23 protein-coding genes and 2 pseudogenes are annotated in these 20,989 nt (G+C 68.5%); 14 read left to right on the top strand and 11 right to left on the bottom strand.

Annotated features, from left to right (window positions below; genetic code table 11):
* The first annotated feature begins 156 nt into the window (after positions 1–156).
* Positions 157–1,014: a hypothetical protein gene (locus tag ACIOHP_RS35925; RefSeq protein WP_401893953.1), complete on the top strand. Its 858-nt coding sequence runs from the start codon at positions 157–159 to the stop codon at positions 1,012–1,014.
* 381 nt (positions 1,015–1,395) lie between these two features.
* Here ACIOHP_RS35925 and ACIOHP_RS35920 read toward each other — a convergent pair whose 3' ends face one another.
* Positions 1,396–2,433, bottom strand: coding sequence for a hypothetical protein (locus ACIOHP_RS35920; RefSeq protein ID WP_401893951.1), 1,038 nt, complete (start codon positions 2,431–2,433; stop codon positions 1,396–1,398).
* A 158-nt stretch (positions 2,434–2,591) separates the two neighbouring features.
* Between ACIOHP_RS35920 and ACIOHP_RS35915 the strand changes: the two genes are divergently transcribed.
* Entirely contained in the window at positions 2,592–3,782 is a 1,191-nt protein-coding gene (locus ACIOHP_RS35915; protein ID WP_401893949.1) for a serine hydrolase domain-containing protein, read from the top strand.
* A gap of 92 nt (positions 3,783–3,874) precedes the next feature.
* A pseudogene (locus ACIOHP_RS35910) lies at positions 3,875–4,361 on the top strand (IS5/IS1182 family transposase); the annotation flags it as partial.
* On the opposite strand, the gene ACIOHP_RS35905 reads toward ACIOHP_RS35910, so the two are convergent.
* Positions 4,353–4,835: a hypothetical protein gene (locus ACIOHP_RS35905; RefSeq protein ID WP_401893948.1), complete on the bottom strand. Its 483-nt coding sequence runs from the start codon at positions 4,833–4,835 to the stop codon at positions 4,353–4,355. The pseudogene ACIOHP_RS35910 and the gene ACIOHP_RS35905 overlap by 9 nt on opposite strands.
* Positions 4,836–5,128: 293 nt before the next feature.
* Between ACIOHP_RS35905 and ACIOHP_RS35900 the strand changes: the two genes are divergently transcribed.
* Positions 5,129–5,764 (top strand): DUF6461 domain-containing protein, encoded by a 636-nt coding sequence (locus ACIOHP_RS35900; RefSeq protein WP_401893946.1) that lies wholly within the window; start codon positions 5,129–5,131, stop codon positions 5,762–5,764.
* Positions 5,765–5,928: 164 nt separating this feature from the next.
* Here ACIOHP_RS35900 and ACIOHP_RS35895 read toward each other — a convergent pair whose 3' ends face one another.
* From ACIOHP_RS35895 to ACIOHP_RS35880, 4 genes are all read right to left on the bottom strand, one after another.
* Positions 5,929–6,183, bottom strand: a complete 255-nt coding sequence (locus ACIOHP_RS35895; protein ID WP_401893944.1) for a hypothetical protein — start codon at positions 6,181–6,183, stop codon at positions 5,929–5,931.
* A 56-nt stretch (positions 6,184–6,239) separates the two neighbouring features.
* Positions 6,240–6,770, bottom strand: coding sequence for an SMI1/KNR4 family protein (locus ACIOHP_RS35890; protein ID WP_401893943.1), 531 nt, complete (start codon positions 6,768–6,770; stop codon positions 6,240–6,242).
* 103 nt (positions 6,771–6,873) lie between these two features.
* Complete coding sequence (locus tag ACIOHP_RS35885) at positions 6,874–7,677, bottom strand: hemolysin III family protein (RefSeq protein WP_401893941.1); 804 nt, start codon at positions 7,675–7,677, stop codon at positions 6,874–6,876.
* A 61-nt stretch (positions 7,678–7,738) separates the two neighbouring features.
* Positions 7,739–8,071 (bottom strand): MerR family transcriptional regulator, encoded by a 333-nt coding sequence (locus ACIOHP_RS35880; protein ID WP_401893939.1) that lies wholly within the window; start codon positions 8,069–8,071, stop codon positions 7,739–7,741.
* Between the two features lie 502 nt (positions 8,072–8,573).
* On the opposite strand from ACIOHP_RS35880, the gene ACIOHP_RS35875 reads away from it, so the two are divergent.
* From ACIOHP_RS35875 to ACIOHP_RS35855, 5 genes are all read left to right on the top strand, one after another.
* Positions 8,574–9,449 (top strand): helix-turn-helix domain-containing protein, encoded by an 876-nt coding sequence (locus ACIOHP_RS35875; protein WP_401893937.1) that lies wholly within the window; start codon positions 8,574–8,576, stop codon positions 9,447–9,449.
* Positions 9,446–9,865: a VOC family protein gene (locus ACIOHP_RS35870; protein WP_401893935.1), complete on the top strand. Its 420-nt coding sequence runs from the start codon at positions 9,446–9,448 to the stop codon at positions 9,863–9,865. The genes ACIOHP_RS35875 and ACIOHP_RS35870 overlap by 4 nt, the downstream gene beginning before the upstream one ends.
* Before the next feature lie 813 nt (positions 9,866–10,678).
* Positions 10,679–10,957 carry a polyprenyl synthetase gene (locus ACIOHP_RS35865; RefSeq protein WP_401893933.1) on the top strand — a complete coding sequence of 93 codons (279 nt, stop codon included), beginning with the start codon at positions 10,679–10,681 and terminating at the stop codon, positions 10,955–10,957.
* Positions 10,947–12,002: a polyprenyl synthetase family protein gene (locus ACIOHP_RS35860; RefSeq protein ID WP_401893932.1), complete on the top strand. Its 1,056-nt coding sequence runs from the start codon at positions 10,947–10,949 to the stop codon at positions 12,000–12,002. The genes ACIOHP_RS35865 and ACIOHP_RS35860 overlap by 11 nt, the downstream gene beginning before the upstream one ends.
* Positions 12,003–12,101: 99 nt before the next feature.
* Positions 12,102–13,259, top strand: a complete 1,158-nt coding sequence (locus tag ACIOHP_RS35855) for an oxygenase MpaB family protein (RefSeq protein WP_401893930.1) — start codon at positions 12,102–12,104, stop codon at positions 13,257–13,259.
* 157 nt (positions 13,260–13,416) lie between these two features.
* On the opposite strand, the gene ACIOHP_RS35850 is transcribed toward ACIOHP_RS35855, so the two are convergent.
* The 3 genes and pseudogenes from ACIOHP_RS35850 to ACIOHP_RS35840 all read right to left on the bottom strand — a co-directional run bounded on the left by ACIOHP_RS35850 (position 13,417) and on the right by ACIOHP_RS35840 (position 15,536).
* Complete coding sequence (locus ACIOHP_RS35850) at positions 13,417–14,406, bottom strand: heparan-alpha-glucosaminide N-acetyltransferase domain-containing protein (RefSeq protein WP_401894155.1); 990 nt, start codon at positions 14,404–14,406, stop codon at positions 13,417–13,419.
* Between the two features lie 49 nt (positions 14,407–14,455).
* Positions 14,456–14,599, bottom strand: a pseudogene (locus ACIOHP_RS35845) (ABC transporter ATP-binding protein); the annotation flags it as partial.
* A 103-nt stretch (positions 14,600–14,702) separates the two neighbouring features.
* Complete coding sequence (locus ACIOHP_RS35840; RefSeq protein WP_401893929.1) at positions 14,703–15,536, bottom strand: NAD(P)H-binding protein; 834 nt, start codon at positions 15,534–15,536, stop codon at positions 14,703–14,705.
* Between the two features lie 271 nt (positions 15,537–15,807).
* Here ACIOHP_RS35840 and ACIOHP_RS35835 point away from each other — a divergent pair, with 271 nt between their 5' ends.
* Complete coding sequence (locus ACIOHP_RS35835; protein WP_401893927.1) at positions 15,808–15,972, top strand: hypothetical protein; 165 nt, start codon at positions 15,808–15,810, stop codon at positions 15,970–15,972.
* Between the two features lie 363 nt (positions 15,973–16,335).
* Here the strand turns inward: ACIOHP_RS35835 and ACIOHP_RS35830 are convergent, their stop codons facing one another.
* Entirely contained in the window at positions 16,336–16,806 is a 471-nt protein-coding gene (locus ACIOHP_RS35830; protein WP_401894153.1) for a DIP1984 family protein, read from the bottom strand.
* Between the two features lie 421 nt (positions 16,807–17,227).
* Here ACIOHP_RS35830 and ACIOHP_RS35825 point away from each other — a divergent pair, with 421 nt between their 5' ends.
* The 4 genes from ACIOHP_RS35825 to ACIOHP_RS35810 all read left to right on the top strand — a co-directional run bounded on the left by ACIOHP_RS35825 (position 17,228) and on the right by ACIOHP_RS35810 (position 19,261).
* Positions 17,228–17,680, top strand: a complete 453-nt coding sequence (locus ACIOHP_RS35825; protein WP_401893925.1) for a DUF5707 domain-containing protein — start codon at positions 17,228–17,230, stop codon at positions 17,678–17,680.
* Between the two features lie 113 nt (positions 17,681–17,793).
* On the top strand, positions 17,794–18,354 hold the full coding sequence (locus ACIOHP_RS35820) for a hypothetical protein (protein WP_401894151.1): 561 nt from the start codon (positions 17,794–17,796) through the stop codon (positions 18,352–18,354).
* Between the two features lie 8 nt (positions 18,355–18,362).
* Positions 18,363–18,593, top strand: coding sequence for a hypothetical protein (locus ACIOHP_RS35815; RefSeq protein ID WP_401893923.1), 231 nt, complete (start codon positions 18,363–18,365; stop codon positions 18,591–18,593).
* A 161-nt stretch (positions 18,594–18,754) separates the two neighbouring features.
* A complete protein-coding gene (locus ACIOHP_RS35810; RefSeq protein WP_401893922.1) occupies positions 18,755–19,261 on the top strand; it encodes a GNAT family N-acetyltransferase in 507 nt (168 codons plus the stop codon).
* Between the two features lie 640 nt (positions 19,262–19,901).
* On the opposite strand, the gene ACIOHP_RS35805 is transcribed toward ACIOHP_RS35810, so the two are convergent.
* Entirely contained in the window at positions 19,902–20,981 is a 1,080-nt protein-coding gene (locus tag ACIOHP_RS35805) for a hypothetical protein (protein WP_401893920.1), read from the bottom strand.
* Positions 20,982–20,989 lie beyond the last annotated feature (8 nt).

Raw genomic sequence — 20,989 nt, 5'->3', positions numbered from 1 at the left:
GGTTTGTCACGAGGTCGGACGTCGACAATGATCACCTCATGACGACCAGAAAGGGCCATGCCGTCTAGGCGCCCCGCTCCCCTCTCCACTGCTCGCGCGCCGCCGGCTGCCACTCACCCGCCCAATGGCCGTGACCGCAACCCAGGAGAGCCGCCCGTGCAGAAGACCGCCCTCATTCCCTACGCCGACCTCCCCCGAGCGCACCACAACCGCCACGTCCTGACCAGTACGGTCGACGTCTTCGGCGCCGCCCACTGGCTGCTTGCCGAACGCGCTCCGCAGCCCGGCGTCGATGTCCTGCCCTTCGACGCCCTGGTCGTCTCCGTCGATCCGGGCGGCAACGTCGAACTCACCGAACTGAGCGCTGTGCGGGCCCGCTGGCCGCGCCTGGACCGCCTGCCCGACGGCGGGTTCGTCGTGGCCGCGTCTCGCGCGAGTCGGCACGAGGACGCGAACCAGGTCCAAGTCTTCGACGTGCTCGGCCGCGAGACCTCGTCCTTCTCCGTCGGGGACGCCATCGAGCACCTGCTCGTGGACGAGGCCGGCCATATCTGGGTCGGGCACTTCGACGAGAATCCGGCCGGAATCCGCCGCTGGAGCACCACAGGCCAGCTCGCCTGGACGTCAGACAGCGCCCGCATCCCCGGTCTCTTCGACTGCTACGCCCTGAATGTGTCGGGCACCACCGCTTGGGCGTGCCCCTACACGGATTTCCCGCTCGTCGAGATACGCCCCGACCGCCCCGTAGCAGTGTGGGCGAACCACGTACGAGGCGCCCGTGCGCTGGCCGTCCACGGCGATCGGGTCGCCTTCTACGGCGGCTACGGCGAGGAGCGGGACCGACTCACCCACGGCGAGATCACCGAAACATCCGTCGAGCCAACGGACGTCGGCCTGCTCACCCTGCCCCACGGCCCTGCCCCCGGCCGCCAACGCGTCGTCAGCCGGGGAAGCAAGATCTACGTCCAGGCCGAGCCGTTCACCGCGTGGGGCGTGTTCGACCTCAGCAGCTGATCCCCAGCAGGGGAAAGACCATTTCCACCCGGTCGCCGACCATCCCGCGAGGAGCGTGCCACGGCACATGCCCGCCAGGGTCAGACGGCCTTCGACCAGTGGTCGGATTCTTCGACGAGCAGGTGCCCGGCACGCCCCTGCTCGCAATGGGCGGACCCGGGAACGAAGCGATCAGCCGCACCCCCGTGCTCCGTCTGACCGGTGCCCCGAAGTCGTCCGCCGATACGGGCGCCGACCCGGCCCGTGAGCGCGAGGCCGGCCGAGATGTGCGTCCATCGCAGCCGTGCCGTCTGCCGGACGAACCGGCGCCCCCTCGACGCCACCACGACAGACTTGCCGGAACTGACACCGCTCGGCGGCCAGGTTGATGTCTTTCCTCTGCTATTCGGTGATGCTGGAGTTGCTGCGCAGGATGTCCTCGGTGGTCTGCCAGAGCCGGGGCAGGAACCGGGTCACCTCTTCGGCCCGGTGGATGAGGTCGTGGGTGGAGCTGATACCGAGGTCGGCGACGGCTGCCCGGAAGGCTGGGGCGAGGGCTTCGTGCAAGTGGGGGGCATCGGCCGCCAGGATGGTGTGGCAGCGGGCGAAGGTCGCGATGATCCAGAAGACAGCCTCGTGGTGGTCGCCTGAGTCGATGAGCCGCTGGCTTCCGCCAATCGCGATCGGCCGTGCGGTGGACGTGATGTCGCTGCTGAAAAAGAACGGGGTCTTCGCCACTTCGACGGTGGCGTCGAACGTCGCGGCGAGTTCACGCAGATGGTGCTGGACCCGCGGCGCGGGCAGGTGTGAGCAACCGAGAAGGTTCAAAAGTTCCGGGTAGAGGCTGAGGTGGCCGTATTCGGTGAGGACCTCGCGAGCAGCCACGTAGCGCAGGCGGATGGTGGGGTTGCGCAGGGCGGCGACAAGGAGGACGTGGCAGGTCACGCCAGTGGGGAACAGCCAAGCGAGCACCTGCTCGTGGCACGGCGCCGAGGTGTCGATCGCAGCGAGGCGGGTTTCGATCCGACGGCGGGCATCCTGGCACCTGCGGCGGACCCAAGTCCGAGCGGCGAAGTGGCGCGAGATGTGTGCGTGCAGTTTGTGCAGTTCGCCCGTGGGGTCATCGATGATCGCGCCGGTGCGGAAACTGCCGGCCAGGTGGTAGGACGCCAGGACGTCGTCGGCGGAGGCGAGTTCGGTCCAGGGCAGGTAGCTGACTTCCAGCAGAGCGTCCTGGAAGCGAAGTTTCCCTGGCTTGGCCGGTGGATTCTCCTGGGCGGTGACGACGAAGATGTCGACGTCGGAGGAGGGTGACAGCTCCGCGTCGTCCGGCAGCCCGACGGTCGAGCCGCTGAAGTACGCCCCTCGGAAGCCAGCATCGGGTTGGGCGTATTGCGCAACCCATTGGATCGCAGCGGAACGTGCCAGTCCGACCTTCACAGCCGAATCTCCCCGGTGACGTGTGCAAGATCTTTCATTGTTCCAGCTGCTGAGGTCGAGGTGATGAGTTCTGACCGTCGCATCAACGCGGCCACCGAGCCGAACCGAGCCTTCTTCGACAGCCGTACGGAGCCGTCACGGCAGCAATCTGGCCCGGCGTGTTCCCGGAGATCGAGGAGGCCTTCCGTCGACCGCCCGCCAATACGCTCAACGTTCTATTGCGCGGAACCGTACTTGAGAACGTCTCCAACCTGTCGACGCCGATGATTCCCGGCCCGTCGGCCCGTGCGGAAGTCTGTGCTTTCGACAGCAATGGCGACCAGCTGGAGGCGGTGGCCGTCGGCACGCAGGACGCCGGTGACGGCACCCCGATGGCGAGGGACTCCATCTTCCGGGTCGCCTCGATCACCAAGTCCGTCACCGCCGCCGCACTGCTGATCCTCGTGGAGGAGGGCAGGGTCGCGCTGGACGAGCCGATCGGCAAGTGGCGGCCGGAGCTGGCGAAGCCGATGGTCGTGCGCACTCCGGCGAGCCCGGTGGGCGACGTTGTGCCGGCCGACCGGCCCATCACCGTGTTCGACGCGCTGGCCTCCTCGGCCGGGTACGGATTCCCCTCCGACTTCACCCTGCCGGCGATGCAGGAGTTGTTCACGGTCCAAAAGGACGGCCGGGTGCCGAGCAACTTCCCACCGGCCGACGAGTGGATGGCGGCGCTCGGCCGCCTCCCGCTCCTGTACCAGCCGGGCGCTGCCTGGCTGTACGACACCTGCTCCGTACTGCAGGGAGTGCTGATTTCGCGGGCCTCAGGACAGCCGCTGCCCACGTTCCTGGCGGAGCGGATCTTCGGGCCACTGGGCATGCTGGACACCGGTTTCGAGGTGCCCGCCGCCAAACGGGACCGGTTCACCAGCTTCTACCGGCCAAGCGACGGCGGCAGCCTGGAGCTCGCCGACGGCCCGGACGGCGAATGGAGCAGCCCACCCGCGCTGCCGCTCGGCAACGGCGGGCTGGCCTCGACCGCAGACGACTGGCTGGCCTTCTGCCGGATGCTGCTGGCCGGTGGGGTGGCGGCCGACGGCCGCCGGGTGCTGTCAACCGACTCCGTACGCATGCTGACCAGCGACCATACGAATCCGGCACAGCGCGACATCGGCCAACTGTTCCTGGAGGGCCAAGGCTGGGGCTTCGGCGGTTCGGTCGACATCGAGCGGACCAACCCGTGTAATGTCCCTGGCTGTTACGGCTGGATCGGCGGCACGGGCACAGCGGCGCACATCATCCCGGCCCCGGGTACGGTCACCATCCTGCTGACTCAGGTTGCACGATGGGTCCGACGCCGGCACCGGTAATCACGGAGTTCTGGCGGTACGCGGCGGACTCCTGACACGCATCTCAGAAATCGGAGCGGCCGCGCCCTACCAGCACACCTCAACAAGATGGCCGCGAGGCTCAGTGGAGCCGGGCCCGCCGTCTGGGCAAGGCTCCACCGTGTCGTCCTCGACGAACTCGGCGCCTGCGGTGAGCTCGACTGGTCGCGGTGCACAATCGACTCTGTCAGCCTCCGGGCGGCAAAAGGGGCCACTGACCGGACCGAATCCGACCGCCCGCGGCAAGCTGGGATCGAAAAGCAACCTGACCAAGGACCGGAACGGACTCCCCCTGTCGCTGAGTATCTCGGCTGCCAACATGCACTCGTGCGTGGCATCCGCCACCGCATAGCCCGCAAAGGGATCGAGTCCTCGCAGCGGATCGGCCGCCACCGATGGGTTGTTGCGAGGACCACGTCCTGGCTCGCCGGCTGGCGCCGACTCCACCGCCGCTACGAAGGCAAGGCAGAACATTTCCTTGCCTTCGCCGACATAGCCGCAGCCCTCATCTGCCACCACCGACTCGTTGTCCGCGTGGACGGGCATCACAAGTCAGCGTGAGACTCCGACACTGCTGACCCAGACGCTGAAGGGTTTGATCTCCGGCTCGGTATCGGTCTGCTCTGCGAGGCTCTGCACGTCATCCAGGTCCGACCAGGCGACGAAGCCTGGCTCGCTGTCGGCCAGAAATCCTTCGACGACGGGACCAAGATCGCCGCAAGCCACATAGGTGCCTCCGAACGGCAACGCATCCGGGGCCACAGAACCGGTCGAGCACCGGAGTTGTCCTGCCTGTTCGTCGTGCCATACATAGAACGTCGCCACCCCCGAGAAGCCCATGGCGCCGACGCGTTCCCGCATGGCAGCAGCAGTCCGCTCGAAGGCAGCCACCACCTCGCCGACGGACAACGAACGTCTGTCCTCGTCAGCCGCACCCAGCAACCACGTGTTGGTTTCCAACTCCACTCGCCGGTCAGCCGGCTCCAGGACCAGAGGCTCGTCCGCCAGTTCAGCGATCCACGTCAACAACACCACAGCAGTATCCCTGGAAGTAGGGCGCCATGCCCGAAGACCCCGCCCGAAGAGCCTGGGCCTTCGCCATACACCGGTGACAAAGAAATAGAGACGGGTCTTCGGCAACAAAGACCTCGCCATCGCCGCCACCCCGGCACAGATGGAATCCCCACAGCGGGGTGGTCGTGCGGAGCACGATGGCAGCTCCAAGTGGTGTGGTCCCAGAGCCTGCCCCGAGGTGTCAGTGGCGAGAGTTAGGTTCTGCTCATGAGGGCTGCCATCTCGGCGGACCACCATGCAGGGAGGGTGACTTGATGGACGGCAGACACGAACAGAACGGGCTGCGCTGGATAGCCGATGCCTACCCCATCAGCTTCACGCTCACCCTCAGCGAGGGTCTCGCGGCGCAAGAGCTTCTGGGCAGCCTTGGCGCCGACGCAGAGCACGTTGTCCCGTTGACCCGCTCCGCGGCGCTCGAGTTACTGACCAGGGACGAGGAGGACCACATCAGCGACCTCCAGTTCCTGGACTGGGAAGACGAAGCGGCTGTTGCCCGGCTGACGAGTGGGGGCTTTCTGCCGACCCCGCCGGACACGATCGTCAGGGCGGGCGCGGTGGCGGGTTGGGCGTATGCGCTGGAGGAATTCCACTGTCGTACGGGAACTTATCTCGCGGCGCTGTCCCAGCGAGGGCGGGCGTGGTCTATCCACCGCAATGCCAAGGGTTTCAGCCGTATCGACTATGCCCTCCAAGGCAAGCCGGTGACATCCTTCGAGCCCGGCCTGCCGCACCTCACCCACGGGACATCAGCCGAAGCGGCGCTCGGCTTCGTCCACAGCGGACACGAGCCCGGCGACGTAGCCTTCCTGCGGTTCCTGGAGGACGCACTGGGCCTCTGGCTTCCCTGGGAAGAGACGGAAGCAGAATTGCCCGCAGCCGCATTCAAATGACGCCCACCATCAGATGGCCCCTTCCCTCCACGAAGAGGCACCGCAGGCCAGCCGCCTACGCCACACGAAAGGCCGGCTCCCCCGCTTCCTCGGTCGCCATCACTTCACGACGCGCCACCATCTCGGGACGGCAGCGTGAGCTTGCCGGGCTCGTCCTTGGTCAACTAGCGAGTTCCACCGGCCTCTTCATTTTCGACCGCAGCCCGTATGGCCCGCATCTGACGGCCGGCATCAGCGATCACCTCAATGAGGTCCTGACAGGCGGTCGGCAGCACCATGGTGTCCAGACTCGGACGGCAGGACCGCACCGTCAGCACTCCCATGGTTTCATCAAGGATCGCGGTGACCGTTTCCCGGGCGATCTCCAATCGCGACAACCGCTGCTGAGCCGACGTGTACAGCGCAGTCAACTCGGCCATATGCCCTCAGAGTTCCGCTCACCGTCCTGCCGAAGCGCTACTGGTCTGCCCGGAGACTAGAGATACCCGGGTTCTCCCGTGGCGACGAACCGGGCCAAGGACCGCTCCAACAACTCCAGGAAGTGGCGCAGATCGTCCGCCACTTTGTCGAGTTCAGGGTCATCCAGCGAGGCTGCCCGCATCCGGTGGACCGAGCCTTCAGGGCCCAGGACGTAGGACAGGCCGCCTCCGTCCGAGCCGATCACCACCCCGCACGGCTCCTGGCGTTCGCCCATCCGGACGGCTCCGTAAACCGCGAAGTGCTCAAGGACGTCACGCGCAGGATGGATGAAGTAGCCGTTGCCGACGTCCTCCCAGGAGACATCGCCGATGTTTCCGTAGAAGGTGACCAGGTCTGCGGACGCCCGAGTGTCGCTGCCCAGAACACGCACCACCTCTTGATCGCCGTGGTCGGCCAGGCGGATCTGGTTGGTTCCGGGTGGGAAACCGTGCTTGCTCTCGAACTCCTCCGTCATCTCGGCCAGTACGCCCGAGACCGCACTCGCCCACGAAGAGAGCCAGGCTGACGACAACGAACGCTCGCTCACGAGACCAGATCCTGCCAGGAGCTCCAGACGTCCGTCGGCCCAGAAGAGCTGGACCCGGGCACGAGGGCGCCCGGCCCCGGCGTCTGCCCGCTGCGTAACACCGTCACGTGACTGCGAGGAGGATGGCGGTGTAGTGGGCGGTGAAGGCGGCGATGGTCAGGGTGTGGAAGACCTCGTGGAAGCCGAACCAGGCCGGTGAGGGATCCGGGCGCTTGAGGCCGTAGACGACGGCGCCCGCGGTGTAGAGCAGACCGCCGACGGTGACGAGTACGACGACCGCGGTGCCGCCGGCGCGTGCGAAGTCGGGGAGGTTGAAGACGGCCACCCAGCCCAGAGCGATGTAGCACGGGGTGTACAGCCACCGGGGAGCCCCGATCCACAGGATGCGGAAGGCGATGCCGGCCAGGGCGCCCGCCCACACCACGGTCAACAGCACCAGCCGCCGGCGCCCGGACAGCAGCTGTACCGCCAGCGGGGTGTAGGTGCCGGCGATGATCAGGAAGATGTTCGCGTGGTCCAGCCGTCGCAGAACCGCTTCCCCGCGCGGACCCCACGTGCCGCGGTGGTAGACCGCGCTGGTCCCGAACAGCAGACAGGCCGACAGCGCGTACACCGAACAGGCCGCCACGGACGCGCCGGTGCGCGAAACGGCGATCAGGACGATGCCACCGGCCAACGCCAGGGGGAACACGCCGGCGTGCAGCCAACCGCGCATCCTAGGCTTCAGCGCAGCGGCCGCCCGCTCCACTCCGGCTTCCAGCTTGCCGGCGCTCTGCCCGGCAGTCGGGTGGTCGGTCGCGCGAGCAGGCGCAGCGGTCTCAGGGGTGGGCAGGGTGTCGGGCGGGGTGCCGGGACGGGACTCGAAGTCCCGTCCGTGGACCGGCGGCCGGGCATCGTCGGCGATCATGCGCTCATATTCTTCATTTGGACGGGAGAGTACGGTCCGGCGCTGTCGCCGTGGAGGCGGGTCAGGCGTCGGCCCGGTGCCGGGGTGTGGTGCGGCGGTATTCGGCGTTGATGCGCTGGGCTTCTTCAAGTTGGTCTTCGAGGATGATGATGCGGCAGGCGGCCTCGATGGGGGTCCCCTGGTCGACAAGTTCCCGGGCGCGTGCGGCGATGCGCAGCTGGTAGCGGGAGTAGCGGCGGTGTCCGCCCGGGGAGCGCAGCGGGGTGATGAGGCGGGCGTCGCCGATGGCGCGGAGGAAGCCCTGGGTGGTGCCGAGCATGTCGGCCGCCCGGCCCATGGTGTAGGCGGGGTAGTCGTCATCGTCGAGACGGCGGTACGAGTCGTCTGCTGTCATCTGACCTCTCTGGACCACGTGGAGGGCCCTGGCGCCGTACGGCGCCAGGGCCCGAAGGAACTGCTACACCATCTGCCGGCCCTGTTGCTGCGCCGGTCGTCAGTCCCGTCACCGTCCTGCAAAAACCCTGGCTCCGGAACTCCACCACCGAACCGTCCTGCGCATTGCAACTACGTACTGCTGCCTGGCAGTTCGTGTCTGCCGGGCCCTGCTGTCTCTCTGGGCTACGAGAGAAACCATAGCCAGATCCACCACCGAATGTCTACTCCAGCCAGAACAGATTTTTTCGAGCTCTACGGCGAGAAAAACGACCGGGCGCGGCGGCGAGAACCAGATCTTGTAGCGCTCCTTCAGGTACCGGTCTGCTGCCTGGCTCGAACCCTGGACGCGGCTTCGTCCTCAGCGCGGTGGCGCAGGGTGACCATGTGGCGTTCGGCGAGCTGATTCGCAGTGACGCAGGTGGGGGCAGGTGCGGCAGTCGGCCGCAAATTGGTCTCGTGCCATGGCGGCGACGCCGCCGCGTACGCCGACATCCGATCAGATGGCGTTGATACATCAATCCAGATTGATGTATTTTCGACATATGGGATCCCAATCCTCGGATGCGGCCGCAGCGCCGCCGGAGTTCGTCCGGCTGGCTGCGCATCCGCTGCGCTGGCGGCTGCTGACAGAACTCGGCGACGGGGACTTGCGGGTCCGTGAACTGGTGGAACGCGTCGGGGAGCCGCAGAACCTGGTCTCGTATCACCTGCGGCTGCTACGCGGCGGCGGTCTGGTCACGGCCAGGCGCAGCAGCTTCGACGGCCGGGACAGCTACTACCGCCTGGACCTGGAGCGTTGCGCCGAGTCACTGACGGCCAGCGGTGCCGCCCTGCACCCGGCGCTGCGCCAAACCCCCTCCCCGCCGGGCCGTCCGGTCGTCTACTCGCGAACCCGACGTGTTGCAGTGCTCTTCGTGTGCACCGGCAACAGTGCCCGCTCGCCGATCGCCGCAGCCCTCCTGCACCACCACACCGCCGGCCGCGTCACTGCGGCCAGCGCCGGCACCAGTCCCAAGCCGCAGGTGCACCCACACGCTGTCCGGGTGCTGCGCGAGTCGTTCGGCATCGACCTGTCCGGTCGCCGCACCCAGCACGTGGACGATCTGGTCGGCCGCCGCTTCGACCACGTGATCACCTTGTGCGACAAAGCCCGTGAAGTCTGCCCGGGGTTCGGCTCGCGACAGGTCCACTGGAGCATGGCCGACCCGGGCGCCGGGGACACCGGCCAGGCCGGCTATGCGGCCTTTCAGCACACGGCGGCAGACATCGACACCCGCATCAGGTACCTGATGCCGGTCCTGAACACCCCCGAGACCGTTGCGAGGTCCGAGCCATGACCACTCACGACGAATACGTCAGCGTCCGCTACCTCGTCGATGACGTGCAGGCCGCCATCGACTTCTACACCGCCCATCTCGGTTTCACCCTGCACTCCAGCGCCGTCCCCGCCTTCGCCGACGTGGTCCGTGGCCGGCTGCGGCTGCTGCTGTCGGGCGCGGCGAGTTCGGGCGCCCGGGTCACCCCGAAGGAACTTGCCGTCGCGGGCGGCAATCGCATCCACCTCACCTACGACGACCTCGATGCCGAGATCACTCGGCTGCGCAGCGCCGGTCTCTCCTTCAGCAGCGAGGTGCTCGCCGGTCCCGGCGGACGCCAGATTCTGCTGGCCGACCCGGCGGGCAACCTCATCGAGCTGTTCCAGCCCGCCGACCGGCCCACCTCGCCGGCCAGCCCTGACCAGACGCCACGCTGACCGCTCCCGTACCTCCAGCACCGCGGCGGGCTGCGGACCGGCCTTGCTCGCGGTGCTCGTGGCTCGTCGTGCACCGGCACGGCCTGTCCATGGCGACAGACGCGGACTGGACGCACTTGCACATCGCGCTGCTGCCTGTCTTTCCGCTGCTTGCCCTCGGCCTCCTCGTCCCTTTGTGGCACCGCCCCCGACCAGACCTCGCGCGGGCTTCGCCACGGCGGTGGCCTGGACGAGTGCGTTCGCATACGTGGCCTTCTACACCGGTCTCGACGCGGTGGCCGGTATCGCGGCGGGGACCGCGGTCGAGCATGCTCCCGAAACACGGCGCGCGAGTCATTCCCGGAGCGATGGTCCTCCTGGTAGCCGGCTGGTTCTTCACGGACAGCCATATCTTCTGGCCCGCAGCGTATGGACAATGCCCGGTTTCGCACTGGGCTTCGCCCTGCTCGCCGCTGGGGTCGCAAGGACCGAATCCGTGCCGCGCCGCGCCGCGCCGCGCCTGAGCGGACAGGACGGACCGAGCGCCAGGGTCGGTCACGCGAATCGCGGCCGCGCGGAGACCATCACCTGGAGGGGCGGTTCTGATCGCGCCAGCCCCGATGCGAAATCCCTTGCTGAAGAGGGCCGCCCGCGCTGCTGCTCAGAGCACCCTGGACCGCAGATCTGGGACGGCAGCAGCCACGATCCGCACGGTCGAGCGGTTGGATCACTCGATCGTGAGTTCTTCCGCCGGCGCCCCCGGTCGGCCGCGATGCTCGGAAGGGCGGTGTGCGCCCAGGGCTGCCGGGATGGACGACGGGTGAGGGAGATGGCGTGACGCAAGAAGCGGGACGGCGCGCGGGCTTGGACGGGCAGGCGCTGTTACTGGCTGCCGGACTGGCCGATCTGGCGGTGAGCACGGTGGGTTCGGTCCTGGGGACGGTGCGCGGGCTGCTGCACCGCTCGGACGCCGCGGAGTTGGCTGCGGACGCCGAGAACGAGCTCGCGACGCGGGGACGTTTGGTACTGGACCGGTACGCGGCCGCGCCCCCGGCCCACTTGGAGATCCTCGCCCGGCGCGCCCTGGCCCGGAAGGCCGCCGGTGGGGTCTGAGCGGTGGGAATGGTCCGCCTTCAAGGCCCGAGTGGACGAGGTACTGCGGCAGTTCGTCGCCCGGGAGGCCGACGAGTTCGCGGCGATCGATCCGGTGCTCGGCACGGTCGCCGAGGGGCTGGAGGCGGCGGTCGCGGACGGCAAGCGGCTACGGGCGGCGTTCTGCTATTGGGGCTGGCGTGCGGTGGGACAACCGGACAGCGACGCCCTGGTGCGGGCGGCGGCCTCCATGGAGTTGGTGCATGCCGCGGCGGTTGTGCACGACGACCTCATCGACGACAGTCCGCTGCGACACGGGCGACCCACCACCCATGTCGCCCTGCGCGGGGCCGTAGCGGCGCGTCCGGACGCGGACACCGCCGCGCGGTCGTTGGCGATGCTGGTGGGCGACCTGCTGATGGCGCTGGCCGGGCAGTTGTTCGCCGCCAGCGGTCTGCCCGCAGCGTATCTGGCCCGAGCCCGCCCGTTGTGGGCGGTGATGGCCCGCGAGCTGATCGCGGGCGAGTGTCTGGAGATCCTGCGCACCGGATCCGGCCCGGACACCCAGGCGTCGCTGAAGGTGATCCGGTACAAGACCGCCAAGTACACCGTCGAACAGCCCCTGTTGATCGGTGGTGCGCTGGCCGGGGCGGGCACCCGGCTGCGCGAGGGCTACTCCGCATACGGGCTGCCGCTGGGCGAGGCGTTCCAGCTCCGGGACGATCTGCTGGGGCTGTTCGGAGACCCCGCGCACACCGGCAAGGCCAACGGCGACGATGTGCGCGGTCGTCGGCCCACGGCCCTGCTGGCGGAGACCTGGCGCCTCGCCGACGGCTCGGAGCGCGACCTGTTGAACTCCCTGCTGGGCCGGGGCGACCTGGACGGGGACGGGCTGGACGCGGTGCGCGAGGTGATGCGCAGACTGAGGGCGCCCGACCGCGTCGAGGACATGATCAGGACACGGGTCGAGGAGGCTCTCGGCGCCCTCCACGAACTGGATCTACCGGCGCACGCCGCCACCGGACTGACCGCGCTGGCGCATTCCGCGGCAGTACGCCTGTCCTGACCCCCGCAACCAGGTGAGGCAAGCCCGCGGCGCCCCGTCCCGGGCTGCCGACCCTTCCGCCCGTCGCGGGCGATCCCGACGAAGACGAGGAACCCCGCCATGACGTACACCGACGCATCGCTGGACACCCTGCGCCAGGCCGGAGACGAACTCGCCGACAGAACCGTCGCCGAGCTCTTCGAACGCGGGGAGGTGGGCAAGTTCAACACCCTGATGCGCTACGTCTCCACCGCCGGCGCGCCCCTGCCGGACGGACTGCCCGACGTCGCGCGCGAGTACCTGGAAGCCACCCGCACCCCACCGGCCTGGGTGGACTGGGCGGAGATGGAGAAGGCACGGCTGTTCTTCATCGACAACAACGTGCACATCTCCACCGCGTTGTCCTTCGCCTCCATGCCCGCCTGCTACCTCGTCCCGCACGTGGCGAAGCTGCTGTCGGCCACCCACGGCCTGAAGTACCCGTCCAAACGGATGGCGGAGACGGGTCAGTTCACCGTCCATCTGATGCAGCCCGACGCTTTCGAGGCCGGCAGCCGCTTCATCCCGGCCGCCCAGAAGGTCCGCCTCCTGCACGCCTCCATCCGCCACCACCTCACCCGCGAGAACCGGTGGGACACCGCGGCCCACGGAACGCCGATCTGCCAGGAGGACATGATCGGCGGGCAGATGTTCTTCTCCCTGCTCGTTCTGGACAGCCTGCACCGCCTGGGCATCCACATGTCGACCGAGGGCGCGCAGGCCTACTACTACGCGTGGCGCGTCGTCGGCGCCATGCTCGGCGTGGACCAGGATGCCGTCCCCCAGACCCTCGACGAGGCCCGCCAGTTCCTGGACCTGTACATGCTCCGGCACATGGGCCCCTCCGAGGAGGGCACCCATCTGACCCGGCAGCTGATCGACCTCTACGAGGAGGTGGTACCCGGCACCTTCTTCGACCCGATCGTCTCCGCCCTCATCCGCCACCTCGTCGGCGACACCTGCGCCGACTGGCTCCACGTCCCGCGCACGTCATGGGACACCCTCGTCAAGGCCGTACCCCATCTCCTCGGCGTCCTGGAGACCATCGAGGACCGCTCCCCGCTCGGCGCCTGGGCACTGGACCGCCTCGGCCACCTCACCACAGTCCTTGAGCTGTCCTCCCTCACCCGGGGACGCGTCATGCACTACGCGATCCCCGAAACACTCAAGGAGGACTACGGCATCACCAGCGCCGTACCCCGTACCCACCGGTGGGTCCCGCCGGCCGCCACCGTATGACGACGCGCGCGGGAACGTCGGCACGTCCTGTGCGGAGACGAGTGCGGGCGAGGGACGGTTGCCGTGGGCGCGTGGTCGCCCGGGCCGCCGTAGCGGATGGAGCCCAGCCCCAGGGGTGACCTCCAATGGGCTCGGGCCGCCCTCCCTCGCCTCCTCCTCATCCGCGAATGCGCCGGGCGATCCCGGTCGCCCGGCCCATCAGCCACTCGAGCGGCCCCCGCTGGAAGAAGCGGGACCAGATGGCGACGATGTGGTAGACGTACGCCGTCAGAGACATCGAGCCGACAGCGATGACGGGCCTGGCCAGGCGGCGCAGCCGGGGGAATGCCTCCATGGCGGCCAGGTACGAGGTGATCACCACGATCGCCACACCCGTGGCGGCCACGATGGACAGGGTCGCCTCGCTGTGCGGGGCGGAGGCCAGCATCCCGGCGGGGGTGTCGCCGAAGATGCCGATGCTGTCGGGCGATACGGATGACACGGACGACATGCCCGGCCCCCCTTCGGCTTTCCGAACGGCTTCGGCGGCACTGGGGACGAGGCGCAGTGCCAGCCAGGAGCCGCCGTAGCCGGTGGCGGCCAGGTCGCAGCGGGCGACCGCCATACCGGCGATGACGAACGGGACCCAGGTCAGGGCCGGATATCCGCCGGTGAAGAACAGCGAGACGGGGCCGTCGGCCTGGCCGTAGGAGAGGAATACGCGGCCGCCCACCACTGGCTTCAGCGCGTACAACAGCTGCGGGCCCACCAGCGCCCAGGCCACCGCGATCAGCGCCAACGGCTTGGCCGCCAGCCGGTACAGCGGGAGCACGAGCAGGAAGAACAGTCCGTAGAAGGCGAGGATCGGCACGACCGGAGTGCCGGTCAGACTCAGGGCGGTGCCCAGGGCCATCAGGATCACGGCCCGGATGATCACCTTGGCGACGGCCTGGCGGCCGGCCAACCCGCTCTTCGGTGTGCGGCGCCCGGTGATGAGGGCGACCGAGAAGCCGGCCAGGACGGCGAACAGGGCGGAGGAACGGCCCTGCGCCAGCTCCATCAGGTAACCGAAAACACCGTTCTGGCCCGGGGCGGGGCCGACGTGGACCGCGTGCATGCCGAAGACGGCCAGGCCCCGGGCCAGGTCCAGCCCGACCAGCCGGCCCAGGGCCGGCGGCGCGCCTGGCGTGGGCTCACCGCGTTCCTGTTCAGAGGATGCCGACCGCCCGAACGCGTCCGGCGTCCATGACGACGATCCGGTCGGCGCCGGTCACCGTCGACAGGCGGTGGGCGACCACCAGCACGGTGGTCTGCCGGGCCAGCTCCGCGATGACGTCCCGAAGCGCCAGCTCGTTGACGGAGCAGGACGCTCCCGTGCGGGCCGGCACTGATCACGGGGAGGCGTCACGTTCGGTGACCTGGAACCCACGCTCGAGAAACGACCGGCACTGACGGGCGGGTCTCTCAACGGAAGATGTCGACGTTCTCCGCGGCCCACTGCTGGAACGGTCGCGCCGGAAACCCGGTGACCCGTGCAACCGTGTCGCGCACCATCAGCAGCTCGTCATTGACGTCGCCGCCCGTGACGTCGAGCACCGCCTCCGCCGCCTCGGCCCCGAAGACCGCGGCCATCTGGGCGTGAGCCTCCTGCCGGCTGATCTCCTTGAAGGGCACGTCCCGACCGAGTGCTGCGGCGATGGCCTCGACCTGCTGGCGGGCCGTCACCGGCTCCGGGCCGGTCAGGGCATACGTCCGTCCCTGGTGACCGGGCTCGGTCAGCGCCACCCGCGCCACCGAGGCGACGTCCGCGGGGTGGATCGTGGGCAGCCCGGTATCCGCGTACGGCGCACGCACCCCCGCGCCGGCGCGGATCGACGTCGCCCACATCGAAGCGTTCGAGGCGAACTGCGTCGGCCGCAGAATCGTCCAGGCCATACCGCTGTCCTGCAGCAGCCGCTCCACCGCCAGGTTCTCGCCTGCCGGCCCCAGGCGCGGGTGGGTCTGGACCGTGATGGACGACACCAGCACCACATGCTTCACAGCCGCCAGCTTGGCGGCGTCCAGGATGTCGGCATCGGAGCCCAGACGCGATACGAGGAACAGCGAGCGCACCCCGCCCAGAGCGGACTTCAATGACTCCTGGTCCGCGAAGTCACCCTCGACGGCCTCGACCCCCTCGGGGAACGCGGCCCGTGCGGCGTCGCGGGTGAATCCTCTCAGCGGCCCCGCGCCGCCTTCACCCAACTCCCTCAGCAGCGCAGTGCCTATGTTCCCGGTGGCACCGGTCACGAGGATCATCAGCGCGTCCTCCTGTCGTCAGACGATCAACTCGAGGACACGCTAGAAACTCAACCGCACTTCAGGTCAAGGAAACTCCCCGGCCCTCCCGCACCGCCAGCAACGCCCCCGAACACCCCGGCGCTTCACGCCGGAGACCGCTCACCACGCTTTCCCACCGCTCGGGTGTCGGCTGCCCTCGCTGCTCCGGCGTATCTACACCGAAATCGGTGACAGGGGGTTCGGGCCCGAAGGCGGCCTTGTCTCGCTGATAGCGGTCGATCACCCGGTCTTGCTCTGGGACGCCGACGACTGGGAGCCGGACCGGGGCCAGAATCCTCACGACGGACTGCGGTACGCGGCGCCGTCGTTGCGTCAGTGGCTGTGGACCTGGGCGAACGGAGGCAATGTGTGGGACGGGGTGCCGGCACAACCCGAGCAGCCGCTGAGCATCTGAGCTGTGCAAGAAACGCCGTCGCCGAACGACCAGTCGCACACCTTCACCCATCCGGGCAATAACCCGACAGACAGGTGAACGCCCCCGCATGAACATACGCTCCGCCGGAGATCGCGGTCTCCATGGTGCTGCGATGTGGAAAGCCCCGAACCCGCCCTCGCTGCCTCGGATCTGCACGTGGTGATGTGCTGTGCGATGTGCACTGTTACCTGTACGCGGTGCTGAGCTGCACTGTTTATTGGGGAGTCGAACCCCCGCGTTGCTCTTCACGCGCCAGGAGTGGACTGGAAACCGCCAGCCCTCGGTGTGTGCACGCCTCCGAAGCAGCTACCTGCTCCACATCATTCCAGCTTGCTGGACTGCTCAGTCCAGCAAGTCGACCTCCCAGTTCGTACGCTGGATCCGCACATCGACCTCGCGGATCTCCCGGGCGACGGCATCCGCCTGACCGCGCAGTTCCGCGACCGGAAGCGCCGAAAGCATCATCAACTCGGACCGGAGCTGTCGGCCGTATCCCCGCTCGCCCGTACCGGCCGCCGCGTCTGCCGCCGCGGTGAGCACAGAGTGACGCAACCGCAGGACATCCCGCCGCGCGAGGGCATCGGTGAGCGTGCCGTCCGGCCCCATCTGCACAGCGGCATTGGTCCGATTGATCCGCCGGATCAACGTTTCCAGAGCCTCCAGCACCTCACCGGCCTCAGCCAACAGCTGAGCTGCATCCTCGGCGGGCGTCTCCCCTTCCTGGTACCGCGCACTGCTGACGACGCGCGATCGCAGCTGTTCCACACGGCGCGTCGCCTCCGCGCGCTCTGCCAGTGCCTCAGCAAGCTTCACCGTCTTCACCTCCCCCTCCATGAGCCCGCACGAGTATACGAGTGCGAACCGGCTCATACACACCTGGTTTCCGATCCGCCACGGCCCTGACCAGCCACGGGAGTGCGAGCGGACAGCCACTCAGAGCGCCACGGGCAGGAATCCGACTGCGTGAACGAGAACGTTTGGAGACGGCCGTGGTCCGCCCCGCTGCGACCGCAAGCACCTCCGCGGCTTCAGCGTCGTGGCTGTCGAACAGCCATCCACGGCCAGGCGACTTTCCCGCCGAGCTCACCGCGCGATCGGCCCGGACTGGCCCTACTCAGAACGGAGTTGAGTACGTCTGCTCATACCCCAAGCCCGCCGCGCGGCCAGTATTGGTGCAACGGCGCAGCCCAGAGCGCCGGTCTACCGCACCGGATCTCGAATAGGGGAACTTCTCATGTCTCGACGTGTCGTTCTGTCCGTAGCCGCAGGTGTCGCCGTCCTCGGAGGGGCCGGAGCCTACGCCCTCGCCTACGCCGGCGAGCAGCCCCCCGCCATTGCGCACAGCGCCGCCCGATACACCACTCCCGACGAAGACCGCAGCGGCTCGTTGACCTTCACCACCGACGTCACGGCCTCCTCCGGCGTCAAGGACGTGAAGGTCCTGGCCTGGCCCGCGAACTCGTCCTTCGCCAAGCAGGGGCTGACCGCCAAGGACATGGCCGCCGTCGAGTCGGCCCACTGCAAGCCTTCCGGTGGGGACACCGTGCGCTGCACGTACAAGGTCGCCGTCACCCGCGACGAAGCCGACACCTCCCCGCGTGGTCTGTGGCACATCGCCGTCCTGGCCACCGCCAAGGACGGTGACACGACGCTGGACACCAAGGCCGCCGACATCACCGTCGACTGATCCAAACGCGGATGTCTCGGCTTTTCGCTGCCTCTCGCTGACACGCCCTCAGCCCCCGTGGCAGGGTGCGGTGATCGGATTCGGCAGACGAAGGGGCTTCCGTGGAAGCACAGATGTGGGAAGCGCTGGTCAAGGTGGCGAAGAGCGCCTACGCCACCGGCCTGGGCGAGGGCGCGGTGCCGCGCCCGCTCATCATGCCGCTCGTAGGCGGCGAGCTGGTCGGGATGATCTGGGCCCGCCCTCTCAAGGTCGGCGAAGACGCACTCACCGGGATCGCCCAGCTGTCGAACATTGCCGCGGCGGCCCGCGCGGACGAGGTCGTCCTCACATGGGAGACCCACGACGTCGCCACGGTCTGCGAGCTGCCCATCGTCGGCCCGGCCCCGTGCCTGAACATGGTCCTCGCCACCCCCGACCAGCATGTGCTGCACCAGTTCCCCTACACCGAACAGCTTCTGTCCCGCAGCCCCGAAGGCAGGGCGTCGGTCACCCCCGACTGGCTGCCGACCCCTGCGCCACAGCCCGGCGCCGAGCTCGTGCCACCGATTCAAGCCGCAGTGAACTACGCCTTCATTCCGATCGAGCTGAACCACCCCGACCCGTTCGGCGTCACCGTCGTACTGATGGAAGAGGACGGCTACCGGGTACGCCTGACCGAAGCGTTCACCCACTGATCTCCGGCGTGGCATCACGAGGCATCGACGATGACGCGCCTCATCGGCTCCAGGGTGCGTACGAGCACGCCGTCAAGAACCTGGGCAAGCCAGACGATGAAGCTGACGGCTCTCCGCCCGCTCCCAATGTCACCGGCACTGCCTTGGAGCAGATGATCAATTTCGACACCGATGCCTTCAACCCCGCCGCACTGCCACGTCACTGGGACGGCCTGTTGCCCCTCTCGGCCGCACTCTGACCAAGGGCTGAGGCTGCGGCCCAGAGATCAAGCCCGAAGTACACGTCTCCGGAGTGCGCACATCGATCCAGGTCGGTGTGGAGCACTCCAACGCCCGTGAACCACCGTCACGGCCACCTTAATTCGGTGGCCGTATCCGTCTGGCCTTGGACAATGCATCCATGCATATCCGAGCCGTGCACCTGGACGAACTCACCGTCCTCCAGGACATCGAGAGGGCCGCCGGGCAGTGCTTCCGGGATATCGGCATGCCGGAGATCGCCGACGACGAGCCACTCACGCTCGGTGAGCTCGCCCGTTACCACCACGCCGGGATGGCCTGGGTCGCGGCCGACGACACCGACACCCCGATCGCCTATCTGATCGCCGACCGCGTCGACGGGAACCTTCACGTCGAGCAGGTATCGGTGCACCCGGGCAGCGCGCGCCGTGGCATCGGCCGACTGCTGCTGGACCATCTGGCAGCCCAGGCCACGAGCCAGGGAGTGCCCGCACTGACCCTCACCACGTTCACCGAGGTCTCGTGGAACGCCCCCTACTACGCGCGCTTGGGATTCCGGATCCTGGACGACAGCAGCCACACTCCTGGTCTGCGGGAGATCCGTCGGCGCGAAGCGGCGCACGGCCTGGACCGGTGGCCGCGGGCCTGCATGCGCCGGGAGCTGTGACACATCGGTGCCGCCACGGTGCGCGGTTGTTCTCCTCCATCAAATAGCCGACCGCAGTTGCGCCCAGCACAGCGCGGGCAGAGAGGGGACTGGGGTGGCCGGCGCGATCGTGGTGCTTGCGTCAGGCGCTCCAGCCGCAGGCACAGTGCGAAGAACAGCGTCAGCCCAGTACCCAACGAGGCCGCCTGCAAGAAGCGCGTTCCGTCGGAGAATGCCCCGAAGGTCATGCCGGCCAGCGCTGCGAGCGGCACTGCCAGGACAGCCGCGGAGCGCAGCGGGTGGCTGGCGACGCGAACCGCGATGGGCCCCGGAAGCCGGTACCTGCCGCCCACGCCGAGGTACCGATCGGCTTTCAGGCTGACCGTCAGCAGCAACATCTCCGCCTTCCGCAGCGCTTGCGGCATCCCTTTCATGGGCCCCTCACACATACGGACCGGTCAGCGTCCGCACGCCACTACGTACGCCTGACGCCGACGCTCGCTGCACCGGCAGCAGGGGTTGGGCACGCACGACACCCCCTCGGTGCCACGGGCACTACGGATGGCCGGCCATACAGGGCTGCCCTGAGGTTTGTTCGTGCTCTGGTGCCCCGGTGCCCCGCTGGCCCGGGTGCGCCTTGGGCTGTGGCTCGCGTGTCGGCTTACAACCGGTACAGCGGTGCCGGTGCGCTGCCGGAGGGTGACGCTGTTCTGAGCTGGCCGAAGCCGGAGGGCGCCGGCGAGAGGCGTTGGGCGAAGCGGCGCAGGCGGTAGGCCATGGAGTTGCCGCGGGTGTCCTGTTCGGTGGCGGTGGCGGTCTTCCAGCAGACGGCTGCGGCGTTCTCGAAGAAGGTATGCGCGGTGGTGGGTTCGTGGTCGGCGGCGGTGACCTGGACCAGGAGGTGTTCGGGGCCGCGGGGGGTGGTCTTGGTGGGGATGTGCTTGCGGTCCTCGTTGGGGGCGAGCCGGTTGGGCAGGTCATCGGCCGACGATGACGTGTTCGTGGGCGCGGTTTGTGCGGGGGCCGGCTGGAAGTGCGCGCGCGTGCTGGTGGTGGCCGCGACGACGATCTCGAGTTGTTCGGCGAAGTAGGTTCCGGGCAGGGGGATTTCGAGGTCGGGGTGGCGGGTGTAGCCGCCGGCGACGGCGGAGGCGACGAACTCGATGACGGCGCGGGCGGCCGGGGTGTGGCGTCGGGTGGGCAGGGTGCGGGTGAGCTGGGCCAGGACGCGCAGGACGGTGGCCAGGCTGGTGTCGGCGTTCATCGACTGCAGGGCCGGCGCGTATTCGGGCGCATCGGTGTTGTCCTGGTCGGCGGTGTAGGCGTCGGCTTGGGCGTGCCAGAGGGCGGCGGCGTGGGTTTCGCCGTGGGCGAGGTGTTGGAGGTGGAGGCAGTAGGAGGCGGGAGCGTCTTCGGCGCCGGCGGCGTACTGCCACCAGAAGCGGGCGCCGATGTCGATGCCGGCCAGGTGCAGGGCGCAGCCCAGGATGCGGGCGGTGGGGGGTTGGGGGATCTGGTCGGTGAGGAAGTCGGCGAGCTGGTCGGGGGTGCAGTGGCTGACGACCGTTTCACACAGGGCGTCGAGGCTGTGGGCGGCGCCGGTGTCGGTCGTGTCGTTGGCCTGGTGCTGCCCCAGCAGGAGGTCGTCGTCGACAGGTTCGTCGTGGGGCACGATGTCGGCGGGGACGTGAGGGTCACGCAGCAGTAGCGACTGGGCGAGGAGGTCGTCGATGGTGCTCATGACGGCGG

The sequence above is a fragment of the Streptomyces sp. NPDC087859 genome, assembly GCF_044742595.1.
Classification (GTDB): domain Bacteria; phylum Actinomycetota; class Actinomycetes; order Streptomycetales; family Streptomycetaceae; genus Streptomyces; species Streptomyces canus_F.
This window is presented reverse-complemented; position numbering and strand designations above follow the sequence as displayed.

Coding starts and splice junctions, on each gene's coding strand:
- ACIOHP_RS35855 (WP_401893930.1), top strand. CDS start 12,102: ATGACGTACACCGACGCATCGCTGGACACCCTGCGCCAGGCCGGAGAC.
- ACIOHP_RS35870 (WP_401893935.1), top strand. CDS start 9,446: ATGACCACTCACGACGAATACGTCAGCGTCCGCTACCTCGTCGATGAC.
- ACIOHP_RS35895 (WP_401893944.1), bottom strand. CDS start 6,183: ATGGCCGAGTTGACTGCGCTGTACACGTCGGCTCAGCAGCGGTTGTCG.
- ACIOHP_RS35810 (WP_401893922.1), top strand. CDS start 18,755: ATGCATATCCGAGCCGTGCACCTGGACGAACTCACCGTCCTCCAGGAC.
- ACIOHP_RS35875 (WP_401893937.1), top strand. CDS start 8,574: ATGGCGGCGACGCCGCCGCGTACGCCGACATCCGATCAGATGGCGTTG.
- ACIOHP_RS35880 (WP_401893939.1), bottom strand. CDS start 8,071: ATGACAGCAGACGACTCGTACCGCCGTCTCGACGATGACGACTACCCC.
- ACIOHP_RS35885 (WP_401893941.1), bottom strand. CDS start 7,677: ATGATCGCCGACGATGCCCGGCCGCCGGTCCACGGACGGGACTTCGAG.
- ACIOHP_RS35820 (WP_401894151.1), top strand. CDS start 17,794: ATGTGGGAAGCGCTGGTCAAGGTGGCGAAGAGCGCCTACGCCACCGGC.
- ACIOHP_RS35900 (WP_401893946.1), top strand. CDS start 5,129: ATGGACGGCAGACACGAACAGAACGGGCTGCGCTGGATAGCCGATGCC.
- ACIOHP_RS35825 (WP_401893925.1), top strand. CDS start 17,228: ATGTCTCGACGTGTCGTTCTGTCCGTAGCCGCAGGTGTCGCCGTCCTC.
- ACIOHP_RS35840 (WP_401893929.1), bottom strand. CDS start 15,536: ATGATCCTCGTGACCGGTGCCACCGGGAACATAGGCACTGCGCTGCTG.
- ACIOHP_RS35805 (WP_401893920.1), bottom strand. CDS start 20,981: ATGAGCACCATCGACGACCTCCTCGCCCAGTCGCTACTGCTGCGTGAC.